At 55.3% G+C, this 13,427-nt stretch carries 16 protein-coding genes; 10 read left to right on the top strand and 6 right to left on the bottom strand.

Translation table 11 applies throughout. From position 1 onward, the window contains the following. Positions 1-501 precede the first annotated feature (501 nt). Both ACR0L3_RS12990 and ACR0L3_RS12985 read right to left on the bottom strand, forming a co-directional pair. Positions 502-639, bottom strand: a complete 138-nt coding sequence (locus tag ACR0L3_RS12990; protein ID WP_480746159.1) for an entericidin A/B family lipoprotein — start codon at positions 637-639, stop codon at positions 502-504. A gap of 161 nt (positions 640-800) precedes the next feature. Beyond that, complete coding sequence (locus ACR0L3_RS12985; RefSeq protein ID WP_480746158.1) at positions 801-1,157, bottom strand: ArsR/SmtB family transcription factor; 357 nt, start codon at positions 1,155-1,157, stop codon at positions 801-803. A 311-nt stretch (positions 1,158-1,468) separates the two neighbouring features. Here ACR0L3_RS12985 and ACR0L3_RS12980 point away from each other — a divergent pair, with 311 nt between their 5' ends. The 6 genes from ACR0L3_RS12980 (at position 1,469) to ACR0L3_RS12955 (ending at position 5,230) form a co-directional block, all read left to right on the top strand. Next, complete coding sequence (locus ACR0L3_RS12980; RefSeq protein WP_480746157.1) at positions 1,469-2,101, top strand: ATP-dependent Clp protease proteolytic subunit; 633 nt, start codon at positions 1,469-1,471, stop codon at positions 2,099-2,101. A gap of 133 nt (positions 2,102-2,234) precedes the next feature. Further along, positions 2,235-3,500 carry an ATP-dependent Clp protease ATP-binding subunit ClpX gene (gene clpX / locus ACR0L3_RS12975; protein ID WP_170493494.1) on the top strand — a complete coding sequence of 422 codons (1,266 nt, stop codon included), beginning with the start codon at positions 2,235-2,237 and terminating at the stop codon, positions 3,498-3,500. A 62-nt stretch (positions 3,501-3,562) separates the two neighbouring features. After that, a complete protein-coding gene (locus ACR0L3_RS12970; RefSeq protein WP_480746156.1) occupies positions 3,563-3,940 on the top strand; it encodes a Rid family hydrolase in 378 nt (125 codons plus the stop codon). Between the two features lie 76 nt (positions 3,941-4,016). Further along, positions 4,017-4,400 carry an NADH:ubiquinone oxidoreductase subunit NDUFA12 gene (locus ACR0L3_RS12965; protein WP_480746155.1) on the top strand — a complete coding sequence of 128 codons (384 nt, stop codon included), beginning with the start codon at positions 4,017-4,019 and terminating at the stop codon, positions 4,398-4,400. A 12-nt stretch (positions 4,401-4,412) separates the two neighbouring features. Further along, a complete protein-coding gene (gene mlaD / locus ACR0L3_RS12960; protein ID WP_480746154.1) occupies positions 4,413-4,865 on the top strand; it encodes an outer membrane lipid asymmetry maintenance protein MlaD in 453 nt (150 codons plus the stop codon). Next, the gene (locus ACR0L3_RS12955; protein ID WP_480746153.1) at positions 4,862-5,230 is read left to right on the top strand and encodes a DUF2155 domain-containing protein; all 369 of its coding nucleotides are present in this window, start codon (positions 4,862-4,864) and stop codon (positions 5,228-5,230) included. Before mlaD ends, ACR0L3_RS12955 begins: the two co-directional genes overlap by 4 nt. Here ACR0L3_RS12955 and aat read toward each other — a convergent pair. The 4 genes from aat to ACR0L3_RS12935 all read right to left on the bottom strand — a co-directional run bounded on the left by aat (position 5,185) and on the right by ACR0L3_RS12935 (position 8,416). After that, a complete protein-coding gene (aat, locus tag ACR0L3_RS12950) occupies positions 5,185-5,817 on the bottom strand; it encodes a leucyl/phenylalanyl-tRNA--protein transferase (RefSeq protein WP_480746152.1) in 633 nt (210 codons plus the stop codon). The genes ACR0L3_RS12955 and aat overlap by 46 nt on opposite strands. A 48-nt stretch (positions 5,818-5,865) precedes the next feature. Next, positions 5,866-7,215: an acetyl-CoA carboxylase biotin carboxylase subunit gene (accC, locus tag ACR0L3_RS12945; RefSeq protein WP_480746151.1), complete on the bottom strand. Its 1,350-nt coding sequence runs from the start codon at positions 7,213-7,215 to the stop codon at positions 5,866-5,868. A gap of 9 nt (positions 7,216-7,224) precedes the next feature. Continuing rightward, on the bottom strand, positions 7,225-7,728 hold the full coding sequence (accB, locus tag ACR0L3_RS12940; protein WP_480746150.1) for an acetyl-CoA carboxylase biotin carboxyl carrier protein: 504 nt from the start codon (positions 7,726-7,728) through the stop codon (positions 7,225-7,227). A 151-nt stretch (positions 7,729-7,879) separates the two neighbouring features. Beyond that, the gene (locus ACR0L3_RS12935) at positions 7,880-8,416 is read right to left on the bottom strand and encodes a LuxR C-terminal-related transcriptional regulator (protein ID WP_480746149.1); all 537 of its coding nucleotides are present in this window, start codon (positions 8,414-8,416) and stop codon (positions 7,880-7,882) included. 205 nt (positions 8,417-8,621) lie between these two features. Here ACR0L3_RS12935 and ACR0L3_RS12930 point away from each other — a divergent pair, with 205 nt between their 5' ends. From ACR0L3_RS12930 to ACR0L3_RS12915, 4 genes are all read left to right on the top strand, one after another. Continuing rightward, positions 8,622-9,917: a short-chain fatty acyl-CoA regulator family protein gene (locus ACR0L3_RS12930; RefSeq protein WP_480746148.1), complete on the top strand. Its 1,296-nt coding sequence runs from the start codon at positions 8,622-8,624 to the stop codon at positions 9,915-9,917. A gap of 78 nt (positions 9,918-9,995) precedes the next feature. Continuing rightward, on the top strand, positions 9,996-10,376 hold the full coding sequence (locus ACR0L3_RS12925; RefSeq protein WP_480746147.1) for a response regulator transcription factor: 381 nt from the start codon (positions 9,996-9,998) through the stop codon (positions 10,374-10,376). 107 nt (positions 10,377-10,483) lie between these two features. Beyond that, the gene (locus tag ACR0L3_RS12920) at positions 10,484-10,675 is read left to right on the top strand and encodes a hypothetical protein (protein ID WP_480746146.1); all 192 of its coding nucleotides are present in this window, start codon (positions 10,484-10,486) and stop codon (positions 10,673-10,675) included. Next, complete coding sequence (locus tag ACR0L3_RS12915; RefSeq protein ID WP_480746145.1) at positions 10,675-13,353, top strand: ATP-binding protein; 2,679 nt, start codon at positions 10,675-10,677, stop codon at positions 13,351-13,353. Before ACR0L3_RS12920 ends, ACR0L3_RS12915 begins: the two co-directional genes overlap by 1 nt. Positions 13,354-13,427: the final 74 nt, after the last annotated feature.

Here is a 13,427-nt window from a genome sequence, read left to right as displayed (position 1 = left end):
ACCTCAGTGCGACAGTTTGTATACCGCAACGGTTCTTAGGAACTAGGGTGGGGCGCAAAGGCCAGGGGGTCAGGCGGCAATGGCAGGTTCCAGAACTTGTATTACGCTGAAAAGACTTACCGGTGGATGTTCAGCTGAACTGGATCTTGTGTCTGGATCAGCGGATCAACCTCTCAGAAGGCTGGCGCGCGCTGTTTAACGCCGTTTGGCGCGAAACAGCAGCTTTGATCTCTTAGGGGATCGGGGCAACTGGCTCGGAGCGTCTTTTGATGTTTCGACCCTGCAAGGCGTCAGGAGTATCCGAAAGGATACGTGCATGGACCATGTCTGCGCACCTGACGCCTTTTCCTTTTACGGGTTTAAGACTGAAACGGACTGCCACTCGACCTCTCAGCTGAAATGAAACGAGGTTCTTGTCTTCTGACAAGAACCCCGTCTTTGCGTCAGTGATAAACCACTTGCGGGCGCAAGTTCTGTGAAACTAATACGCCCGACTTAGGTTTAAATATTTTCTTGAACGTCTGTGGCCGCATCCTGAATTGCGTCACCCGCATTCTCAATATCTTTTCCAGCGCCCTTAGCGGTTTCACAGGCGGTTAAGGTGAAGAGGGCGAGCCCAACCAGAATTACACGGATCATTGGCGTCTCCATTTAAATTAGCCATCTATTTCGTAGCAGCTTTATCCGATTGTCACCAGAGTCTTAAGGACAGCATTCAGCCTTGCGGATCAGCTGAATGAGCAGGGTGCTTGCACCAACGGCAACAAAAACGCTCGAACACATCGTGAAGGGTTAACGTATCAGCCTTTCGCGTCACGACAGAACATGTCGTACACCAATTCAAGCATGCGGCGCGGGCGGTCATCTGCCAGACGATAATAGATTGCCTTACCTTCGCGGCGCGGCGTCACCAAACCTTCCAGACGCAAGCGTGACAATTGCTGGGACACGGCGGCCTGACGGGCTGACAAAAGCTCTTCCAACTCTGTGACGGATTTTTCCCCGGAAACAAGATGGCACAGGATCATCAGTCGGCCTTCGTGGCTGATGGCTTTGAGGAAATTTGACGCCTGAGTCGCGTTTTCAAGCATCTTTTCGTCAACAATCTTATCGAAAGATTCAGGAGGCATATCTTGCGAGAGCTGGGGAAGGGCCATCGTGTGTTTCCTTGTTTGCCCGTTTGTCGGGCGAAGACTGGTGTGAGTGGCGTCGCTGATGCGATGTACCTAGATACCTATTTTGATCACGTATTTCCATATGCAAGGATCAAAATTAAGTGATGTGATAACAGATTTTTTTGCTCGCGCTTGAATGTGCCTATCGAACAGGCAGTTCCGAACCATAAAACAAGGTTGCTCAGAGCGAAGTATCCGGCACCCCCCTTGCAGCCCCTCGGTGGCGACACTAAGACTCGGGTAACGTTTCTTGGGGTAGTGTCCCGATCCTTAGCAAAGCAGGCAGGTTCAGAATGTTCGATCCAGTTGATACCTATATGAATACGCTCGTCCCGATGGTGGTCGAACAGACCAGCCGGGGTGAACGCGCCTACGATATTTTCTCGCGCCTTCTGAAAGAGCGGATCATTTTTATCAACGGCCCGATCCACGATGGGATGAGTCATCTGGTTGTTGCCCAGTTGCTGCATCTTGAGGCTGAAAACCCGAGCAAAGAGATCTCGATCTACATCAACTCGCCGGGTGGTGTTGTGACAAGCGGTTTGTCGATTTACGACACAATGCAGTATATCAAGCCGAAATGTTCAACATTAGTCATCGGTCAGGCGGCCTCGATGGGGTCGGTTTTGCTGGCCGGTGGTGAGAAAGGGATGCGCTTTTCGCTGCCCAACAGCCGGATCATGGTGCACCAGCCCAGCGGCGGCTATCAGGGTCAGGCGAGCGACATCATGATTCACGCCGCCGAGACGCAGAAATTGAAAGATCGCCTTTATGATATTTACGTTCGTCATACCGGCCAAACCAAAAAGGCGGTTGAAAAAGCGCTGGATCGTGACAACTTCATGAGCCCAGAAGAGGCAAAGGAGTGGGGTCACATCGACGAAATCGTCGAAAACCGCGCCAAATTAGATGGTGACGAGGCCTGAGTTTAAGTCCCCGTGCCGATGGCGCGGGGCGCATTTTGAGATTGTAGCCGACTTTGTGCTGGCCTAAGCTGCAGCAACAAGCGGCAAGCGCGGTCCAAAGCGGGCCGCTAGGACGAAGCCCGAAAGGTAGAACATGGCGACGAATTCAGGCGGCGACAGCAAAAATACGCTCTACTGTAGCTTCTGCGGCAAGAGCCAGCATGAGGTACGCAAGCTTATTGCTGGTCCGACCGTGTTTATCTGTGATGAATGCGTCGAACTCTGCATGGATATCATCCGCGAAGAGACCAAAGCCAGTGGGCTGAAATCCTCGGACGGAGTGCCGACGCCCAAGGATATCTGCGAGGTTCTGGACGACTATGTGATTGGTCAGGCCACAGCCAAACGGGTTTTGTCAGTGGCGGTTCACAACCACTACAAGCGTCTGAATCACGCCCAGAAAGCTGGCAGCGATATTGAGCTTGCGAAGTCCAACATCCTGCTGATCGGCCCCACTGGCTGCGGCAAGACACTGTTGGCGCAGACATTGGCGCGCATTTTGGATGTGCCATTTACAATGGCCGATGCGACCACGCTGACCGAAGCAGGGTATGTTGGCGAGGATGTTGAAAACATCATCCTCAAACTGTTGCAGGCTAGCGAATACAACGTCGAACGTGCGCAGCGCGGCATCGTTTATATCGACGAGGTCGACAAGATCACGCGCAAGTCAGAAAACCCATCAATCACACGTGACGTGTCGGGTGAGGGCGTACAGCAGGCGCTGCTGAAACTGATGGAAGGCACGGTAGCTAGCGTTCCGCCGCAAGGCGGTCGCAAGCATCCTCAGCAGGAGTTCCTGCAGGTGGACACCACCAATATCCTGTTCATCTGCGGTGGTGCGTTTGCGGGTCTCGACAAGATCATCGCACAACGCGGCAAGGGCTCGGCCATGGGCTTTGGGGCCGATGTGCGCGACAATGACGAACGCGGCGTGGGTGAGATATTTAAGGATCTGGAACCCGAAGACCTGCTGAAATTCGGTTTGATCCCGGAATTTGTTGGTCGTCTGCCAGTACTGGCGACGCTGGAAGATCTGGATGAGGACGCGCTGGTTACCATCCTGACCAAACCAAAGAACGCGTTGGTCAAGCAATACCAGCGCCTGTTCGAGCTTGAAGACGCCGAATTGGCCTTTACAGACGATGCGCTTAAGGCAATTGCCAAGAAGGCAATCGAACGGAAGACCGGTGCACGTGGGCTGCGTTCGATCCTCGAAGATATCCTGCTGGATACGATGTTCGAACTGCCTGGCATGAAAAATGTGACTGAGGTTGTGGTGAACGAAGAAGCAGTGTCATCGGACAAACAACCATTGATCATCTACGCTGACGCAGCGGAGTCTGCCTCGGCCGGATAAGACGGAAACGAATTAACACATACGGCGCGGCAATCACCGCGCCGTTTTCTTATGGGGGTACCATGAAGATTAGGCGCATCTCATCAGGTGGAGAATACGAGGCTAAGGTAGGTTACTGCCGAGCTGTCGTTGCAAATGGATTTGTCTTCGTTGCTGGAACCTGTGCACAGGGTGATGATGTGCCAAATGATATTGTCGGTCAGTGTAAATCAGCTCTTGAGGCTATTGAGAAAGCGCTGGCCGAAGCTGGAACAAACTTCGCGCATGTGGTCCGAGTAAACTATTACCTTCCGAAAATGAGCGAGTTTGAATTGTGCTATCCGCTGTTGGTCGAGGCGTTTGGCGCCAATCCGCCTGCAGCGACAGTAACCGAATGTAACCTTATAACCCCTGAAGACCTTATCGAAATTGAAGTAACCGCAGTATTGCCACAACAGTAGGTGAGACCCTTGTGACACTGGACCTTGGCGAGCCTTTGGTCCATATCTGCGGGGATAGAAATGTCGGAGGCAGCCGATGGGTATTTTGAACAGTCTATTGCGGGCCGTAACCTGGTGGAACGGGGCAACTCTCAACACGCAGATTTACACTGCGCGTAAGGGTATGAAAGTCGGTGAAGACAACGAAGGCAATGTGTTCTATCGCAACGCGGATGACAGCAAACGATGGGTGATTTTCAACGGCGAGGCCGAGGCCAGCCGTATTGACCCGGATTGGCATGGGTGGCTGCATCGCACTTGGGATGAGCCGCCGACCGACAAACCGTTGCAGCATAAATCCTGGGAAAAGCCACATCAGGAAAACCTGACCGGCACCGCATTGGCGTATACCCCGGCGGGTTCATTGCGCCGACAGGAACCGGTCGATCGCACTGATTACGAGGCCTGGAGCCCGGAATAAACGAGGCAAGTAATGTCGACTTACAATGTGACCGAAGTTCTTGTCGGTGGTGCCGTTTTGGCGTGCGCTGTAGCTTTTGGCGTCTATGCAAGCCAATCTACTGGTTTGTCTCAAGGCGGTACGGGCTATCAGCTAGAGGCCTCATTCCGTTCGCTTGAAGGTGTGGGGGTAGGCACGGATGTACGTCTGGCCGGTGTCAAGATCGGTACAGTGACGGGCGTGGACCTGAACCCAGACACCTATCGTGCTGATACGACGTTTACGATCCGCGACGGCATTCTGGTGCCAGATGACAGCGCCATCGTGATTTCTTCAGAAGGGCTGCTTGGCGGTAACTTCGTCGAAGTGATGCCGGGTGGTTCACCTTTCTATTTTGAACCCGGCGATCAGGTTGAAGACACGCAAGGCGCGGTTAGCTTGATCTCATTGCTTGTCAAGTTCGTTGCAGGGGACGGCGGCGAATGAAGCGAGTTGCCCTAATCCTCGCGCTGCTGGCAGCCACGAGCGCCAGTGCGCAACAAAAGGTTCAGTCCGGTCCCGGAGCGATCCTGCGGGGGTTGGACAAGGTCAACGGTCAGACAGTTGATGTCGAAATGAAAAGCGGTCAGAGTGGCGAGATTTTTGGGCTGGACGTTGCCTTGGGAGATTGCCGTTATCCGCCGGAGAACCCAACAGGGGATGCGTTTGCTTACCTGACGATTTGGGAAAAAGGAAAGTCGGATCAATTATTTGATGGGTGGATGATCGCCACGTCGCCAGCGCTGAACGCGTTGGATCATGCCCGCTACGACGTTTGGGTAATCCGTTGTATCACGCCCTCTGCTGACTGAGCCAATGGCGCGGTGAAGTCTGCACTGGCGTTGATCGCCTCTTCCAACTCTTGTCTGTATTGCGCGCGCGGAATTTCGATTGCGCCTAAGGATGCCAAGTGCGCGGTCAAGAACTGTGTATCGAACAATAAAAAACCGGTTTGGCGCAGTCGGTCTACTAGGTAAGCAAGCGCAATTTTTGACGCATCCGTGCGGCGCGAAAACATGCTTTCGCCAAAGAATGCGGCCCCAAGAGAGACACCGTAAATTCCCCCCACCAATTGATCCTTTTCCCAGATCTCTAATGAGTGCGCGTTACCAGAGCGATGGATTTGTAAGTATAAATCGCGCAATTCTGCGTTGATCCAGGTGTCGGCACGATCTGCGCAGCCATCGACTACGCCAGAGAAGTCTTGATTGATGGTTACAGAAAATCCGCATTTGCGGATGCGCCGCGCAAGGCTTCGCGAGACATGGAAACCATCCAGTGGGAAAACGCCGCGAAACTTGGGATCAACCCAGAACAGCTCCGAGGCCTCGCGGTGCTCGGCCATTGGGAAAATGCCGATTGAATAGCCGTGAAGTAACAGTTCCGGAGAAATACTCATGCAGAATGCTCAAAGGACGAAAGGTAAAAACCCTTCGCCCCCAGTGTGTTACTCGTCCATGTTTTCCGCAAGCCAGTGTTCCAGCCAGTGGATGTTGTAATCGCCGCTGTGAATGTCGGGTTCCTGCAGCAGCGCGTGGAACAGAGGCACGGTCGTGTCGATGCCATCTACGATCAACTCACCCAGCGCGCGTTCCAGTCGCGCTAGCGCTTCTGCTCGGTCGCGGCCTTGTACGATCAGCTTGGCAATCAGCGAGTCGTAATAGGGTGGGATCGAATACCCGTCATAAAGCGCCGAATCCATTCGTACGCCCAGACCGCCAGGCGCATGGTAGGCCGTGATCTTGCCGGGGCAGGGCGAGAAGTTGGGCAGCTTTTCAGCGTTGATCCGAACCTCAATGGCGTGGCCGTTGATTTCCAGATCGTCCTGACCGAACGACATCGGCTCTCCGGCGGCAACGCGGATTTGTTCGCGCACCAGATCGACGCCAAAGATGCCCTCGGTGACAGGGTGTTCCACCTGCAGGCGGGTATTCATCTCGATGAAATAGAACTCGCCGTTTTCGTACAGAAACTCGATGGTGCCCGCGCCGATATAGTTGATCTTAGCCACGGCATCCGCGCAGACCTTACCGATCTTGGCACGCTCTTCCGGAGTGATGGCAGGACCGGGGGCTTCTTCGAATACTTTCTGGTGGCGACGTTGCAGTGAACAGTCGCGTTCGCCCAAGTGCACGGCTTTGCCTTTGCCGTCGCCAAACACCTGAATCTCGATATGGCGCGGCGTGGTCAGGTATTTCTCAATGTAGACCTCACCATTACCAAAGGCGGCCTTGCCTTCGGCACGCGCAGTCATGAAGGCGCTTTCCATCTCATCGGCGCTCTGCGCGACTTTCATACCGCGTCCGCCGCCGCCGGCAGTGGCTTTGATGATGACGGGATAGCCGAATTCCTCACCAATTTTCTTGGCTGTTGCCAGATCGGGAACACCGCCATCCGAACCCGGAACACAAGGCACACCAAGTTGCTTCATTGTGTCTTTGGCGGTGATTTTGTCGCCCATGATGCGGATATGTTCCGCGGTGGGGCCAATGAAGGTGATGCCGTGGTCTTCGACGATTTGAACAAACTCGGCATTCTCGGACAGGAAGCCATAACCGGGGTGGATCGCTTGCGCGCCGGTGATTTCACAGGCCGAGATAATCGCGGGTACTGACAGATAACTTTGCGGGCTGGGTGGCGGGCCGATACACACCGATTCGTCCGCCATGCGCACATGCATCGCGTCGCTGTCGGCGGTCGAATGCACGGCGACCGTCTTAATCCCCATCTCGCGCGCGGCGCGGATGACGCGCAGGGCGATCTCGCCTCGGTTGGCAATCAGGATCTTGTCGAACATGGGCCCGCCTTACTCAACGATGACCAGAGGGGTGCCGAATTCCACAGCATCGCCGTCGCCGACCAGAATACGCTTGATGGTGCCCGATTTTGGTGCGTGGATGTGGTTCATGGTTTTCATAGCTTCGACGATCAGCAGCGTGTCGCCTTCCGAAACAGAGGCGCCAACCGAAATGAACGCAGGCGCGCCTGGCTCCGGTTGCATATAGACGGTTCCAACCATAGGCGAGGTCACCGCGCCGGGATGGCTTGCCGGGTCTTCCTGCACGGCGGGTGCTTCCGCAGCAGCCGGGGCTGGAGCGGCAGCAGGAGCAGCGGCAGGTGCTGCAGCAGCCGGAACAGCGACTTGAACCGGAGCGGCTGCGGCCGGGGTCATGCGGCTAACGCGTACGTTTAGGCTGTCTTCTTCGCCGTATTCGCGTTTTACCTGCAGTTCGGTCAGGTCGTTTTCGCGCAGCAATTCAGCCAGTGCCTTGATGAATGCCACATCCGCTTCGTGTTTGGTGTCTGTCATGAGTGTCCTCGACGGTTCCCCTTTGGCCCGTCTGTTCCTGCGGGCTTTGGTCTGATTACGCAGCGTTATAAGCCAAGCGTACGGTCATGAAAAGCGCAGTCTCGGCATGTCAGACGGCGGTTTTATTCAACAGTTCAGGTGGGGAAAAGGGTTACAGCGGCATTCCGGACAGCTTCGCTACCAATTCGGGCAGTTTACGGGCTGCGAATTTCTCTAGCAGCCGGGCGCGGTAGGCCTCGATTGTGCGATAACTCAAGCCCAGTTCCATTCCAATTTCCTTTGCGGACAAACCACGGCAGGACAAGATAGCAACTTCGCGTTCACGAGCGGTGAGTTCGACCAGTGGGCGTTCTTCCGAAATGTCCGAAAAGCTCCAGATTCCATGGCGAAATGGATCATCCGGTGTTAGCGATCGCCCCCTGGCACGGCACCAGAACAGATCGCTGTTACGGCGACGCATGACGCGCTCGTCTGTGTAATATCCGGTGTCTCGCATAACTTGCAGGCTGCGCTCGCCGATACGTTCCCAGTCGGCAACGGACGGATAAAGATGCAGAAGCGGCATGTTGCGGTAGTCCGCAGCTTCGCCACCGAACGTCCGGGCGAACTGCAAATTGCAGCGCCGGATGATCCGGTTTTCCAACTCGACAAGACCGATTGGCGCATATTCAAACGCAGGGTCGCTCATTCGGCTATCGTGCCGGGAATTCAGCGAAATTAGAAGGGGCAGCACGTAGTTTTTGGATTTGGCGGCTTGATCGTCTTTGCCGCAGTGCTGTTAATTTTGTAAAGGGTCTATGAAAATTTACGCTTAACCAATAGAAATATATCAAGACTTTTGAAAATCATGCACAAGCATGAATGAATGGTTTCGCTTTGGGAGGGGCGAGGGCATGCGCGATACGCTGACAGGCAGCCGGATTCGAGAAAGGCGTCAGATCGCAGGTCTGCGGCAGGCGAAACTAGCCAACCAGGTGGGGATTTCAGCCTCTTATCTGAACTTGATCGAGCACAACCGCCGCAGGATTGGTGGCAAATTGCTGGTCGATATCGCGTCAGCTTTGATGGTTGAACCATCTGTACTGACGCAGGGGATCGAGGCCACACTGATCTCGGCGCTGCGCGAGGCTGCCGCGGATGCTGTTGGGCAAGAGGCCGAACTGGACGGGTTGGAAGAATTTGCCAGCCGGTTCCCTGGGTGGGCAGGCGTTCTGGCGCAAATGCACCGCCGCGTCGTGTCGTTGGAGCGTACGGTTGAAACCTTGTCTGACAGGCTGACCCATGACCCGCACCTGGCCGCTTCGATGCATGAGGTCCTGTCGACCGCTGCCGCGATTCGCTCGACCGCTGCAATTTTGGCCGACACGCAAGAGATCGAGCCGGAATGGCAGGATCGGTTTCATAACAACTTGCATCAAGATGCCGAACGGTTGGCCGAGAGTTCGAAGTCGTTGGTTGCCTATCTGGATGAAAGTGATTCTGCGGGCGATCATCGCGGCGTGCCGCTGGAAGACGTCGAGGCCTTTTTCGGTGCCAATGGACACCATTTCCCGCATATTGAACAGGGCGGTGATGAAGCCGAGATTGACCTAAGTGACCTGGATTCGACCGCCGCAAAATCGTTAACCCGGGATTTTTTAGGTATCTATGCCGCGGATGCTCGTGCGGTTCCTATCGAAGAGTTACAGGCCGCACTTGCCGAAACCCCTTCGAATCCACTGCAATTGGCTTCACAGTTTTCTGTGGATGTCGCGACAGTGCTGCGCAGGCTCGCCGCGTTACCAGATGGGTATTTGGGGCGGCCAACCGGTCTGGTGGTTTGTGATGCGTCTGGCAGTATTTTGTTCAGCAAACCAGTGCCCGGTTTTGCGATGCCGCGCTTTGGCGAGGCTTGTCCACTGTGGCCGGTGTTTCAGGCGCTGAACCGGCCTTTGGTTCCAATCCGCCAAAGGGTAGTGCAGCTTGGGCGAACAGCCGCGGTTTTTGACTGTTACGCCTATGCATGGCCTCAAACCATCTCAGGCTATGATCAGGGACCGGTTTACCGCTCGGTCATGCTGGTGCAGTCGATAGAAGATGTCGCACAGGACGAACAGGCTGTTGCAAGGGTCGGTCCCAGTTGTCGGGTCTGCCCCAACACGGACTGTACGTCGCGGCGCGAGCCTTCGATTTTGAGCGAAGGTTTTTGACAGTTTCCTGACACTGCGCGTAAGCTGGCGTAGACAGGTCTGCCAGTCTACGACCTGTCACGGGGAGGACAGACAATCATGAGCCGTAAGGTTCTGTTAATTGAGGATGAGCCGAACATTGCCGAGGCCATTCGTTTCCTGTTGACGCGCGAGGGTTGGCAGGTCGAAACTCATGCCGAAGGCACGGACGCGCTGCAGATCATTCAGGGTGCGAATCCTGACTTGGTTATTCTGGACGTGATGTTGCCGGGTAAAAGTGGAATGGAGATTCTGCGGGATTTGCGCGAGCTGGAAGATATGCGCGGTCTGCCGGTTCTTATGTTGACCGCGCGCGGCCAGTCCCGCGATCGCGAAATGGCCGAGAACGCCGGAGTTAGTCGGTTCATGACCAAGCCATTTTCAAACACCGAGATGCTGACGGCAGTGCGCGATCTGCATGCGCAAGCGACGCAGTCATGAGTTCGGGCGAAGACCTACCAGCTTCTGGTGCTAGGCCTTCGCTTTTCCTAGAGCGACAGAGTTATCGTCGCCGCAGGTTGTCCGACGCTGCGCGGTTACTACCCATTATGGGAGCAGCGCTGCTGGCGATCCCTCTACTTTGGCCAGACACTCAGAGCGATCAAGAAGGGGTAACCCTGTCATCTGCGATCTTTTATATTTTTACTTGTTGGGCGGTCTTGATTGTAGCCAGCCTGCTGTTTGGTTTCGCCGCCAAACGTATGTCAGCTCAAGAAGAGTCTGATCCCGAGATGGACTGATGGCAACGCTGAACGTTCTAATTCTGGTGTGCTTGGGCTACGTGGTGCTGCTATTTGGCGTCGCGTTCGCCGCGGATCGGATGGCAGCCGCCGGTCGGGGTGCGTGGCTTCGGTCTCCGCTGATCTACACGCTTTCATTGTCTATCTATTGCACCGCTTGGACGTTCTACGGGGCTGTGGGAAACGCCGCGCGGTCTGGGCTTGAGTTCGTGACGATATATCTGGGTCCGACACTGGTGATGGTCAGTTGGTGGTGGGGGCTACGCAAGCTCGTGCGGGTCGGGCGAAGCCAGAGAGTGACGTCGATTGCCGACTTGATTTCGTCCCGTTACGGCAAGTCCAACATGCTGGCAATCTGCGTTACTATTCTGGCTGTGCTGGGCGGTACGCCTTATATCGCGTTACAGCTACAGTCTATCACTCTGTCCTTTTCGATCTTTGCCGAAGCGGACCCTTCAGGCCTCTACCGTGAAGGTTCAAGTGTGTTCTGGGTGGCTGCAGGCCTCGCCGTGTTTGCCATTCTTTTCGGCACACGCAATCTAGACGCCAACGAGCGCCATCACGGTGTCGTAACGGCCATCGCGTTGGAGTCGGTGGTCAAGCTGTTCGCTCTGCTTGCAGTAGGCGCTTTTGTTGTGTGGGGTGTTGCGGGGGGTGTCGGCCCTATGATGGACCGCATTGACGCGTCAGAAATTGGTCAGTGGAACGTGGATGCCGGGCGGTGGACCACATTTATATTCTTGTCCGCGGCAGCGTTTGTCTGTTTGCCGCGCATGTTTCAGGTCATGGTGGTCGAAAATGACGATGAAGGTCATCTGAGAACCGCTGCTTGGGCCTTCCCACTGTATCTTTTATTGATGAGCCTATTCGTGGTGCCGATCGCCGTGGTCGGTCTGGACTTGCTGCCGGAAGGATCGAATCCTGACTTGTTCGTGCTGACGGTACCGCTTTCGCAGGGCAACGACGGGTTAGCGATGTTGTCCTTCATTGGTGGATTTTCGTCTGCTACGTCGATGGTTATTGTCACGGCAATGGCGCTATCAACGATGGTATCGAACCACGTTGTGATGCCGATCTGGTTGAGCACTCAGGAGGGTGGTGGCTCCGTTTCCGGTGACGTGCGGAACGTTGTGCTGCTTGCACGCAGGGTGTCCATCGCGGCTATCATGGCACTGGGCTATTTTTACTATCGTTTGTCCGGAGGCGGAGCGGCTTTGGCCTCAATCGGTTTGGTGGCTTTTGCTGGTTTTTCCCAGCTTCTTCCCGCGTTGGTCGGCGGCCTGTTCTGGCGAGGAGCGACGAGAACCGGCGCGTTGGTCGGGCTGACTGTGGGCTTTCTGCTTTGGATTTACACCTTGTTGCTGCCGGGCATGGGCGGAGCTTTGATGCCTGTTACGGTCTTGCAAAACGGTCCGTTTGGCTTGGGCTGGCTTCGCCCTCAAGCCTTGTTCGGAATCGATGGGATGGACCCGATGGTGCATTCCGTAATGTGGTCGCTCTGCCTGAACACGGTTGCATTCTGCGCAGCGTCTCTGCTGAGCTTTCCCAGCCCGCTCGAACGTCTGCAAGGTGCGCAATTTGTCAATGTCTTTGACCACTCGGTCGCGCCGCGAGGCTGGACAGGTTCTGTGGCGCAGAGTGAAGACCTTATGATAATGACCCAGCGCATATTGGGAGCTGCACCAGCGCAGGAGTTCTTTCAGGCCGAAGCAGAAAAGCAGGGGGGGCGGGCCAGCCTGCCCGAACCCACACCTGCCTTTCTTGAGCGGCTGGAACGAGAACTAAGTGGTTCTGTCGGCGCTGCCGCGGCCCACGCAATGATCGGCCAGATCGTTGGAGGGTCTTCCGTTTCGGTGGAAGACCTGTTGGCAGTGGCTGATGAGTCCGCACAATTGCTGGAGTATTCAAGCCAGCTTGAGGCGAAATCGGCCGAGCTAACCAGAACTGCAGGACAGTTGCGAGAAGCCAATACGAAATTGACGCAAATCTCAGAGCAAAAAGACGGCTTCCTCAGTCAGGTCAGTCATGAATTGCGCACCCCAATGACCTCGATCCGGGCTTTTTCCGAGATCATGCGCGACACCGAAGGACTTAGCGCCGAAGAACAGACCCGCTATGCGGCGATCATTCATGACGAGGCGCTGCGTCTGACTAGATTGCTCGACGATCTTCTGGACTTGAGCGTATTGGAAAGCGGACGGGTCAGTCTGAATTTGGGTGGAGATACCCTGCGCTCAGTGCTCGACCGGGCGGTCTCCAGCGCGTTGGCCGGAACTGGCCAGACATTGACAGTTCGTCGTTCGAAATCGTCTGAACGCATTCCGCTGCAAACGGACCTGGATCGCCTTGGACAGGTCTTTATCAACTTAATTTCGAACGCGCAGAAATACTGTGACGCCGAAGAGCCAGAGTTGACGATTTCCGCGCATGACGTTGGTGGTCAGGTGGTCATAGATTTCGCAGACAATGGTAGCGGCATCCCGCCCGAGGCGCGGTCGATGGTTTTTGAGAAATTCGCGCGTGTAGGTGGCGACAAGGCAGGCGGCGCCGGGCTGGGGTTGGCGATTTGCCGCGAGATCATGCAACGGTTGGGAGGTGAGATCACCTATCTGCCGGGGCAGGGCGGGGCAGCGTTCCGCGTCCGGTTGCCGATGGCCTATAGGCAGGCCGCTCAATGATTTGGATGTAAAGACATTCGTAACCCTAGACGGTTTAGATCATTGGGTAGGCACAGCAACTAACGACGATTTCG

Source organism: Ruegeria sp. CK1 (assembly GCF_056536545.1).
This window is presented reverse-complemented; position numbering and strand designations above follow the sequence as displayed.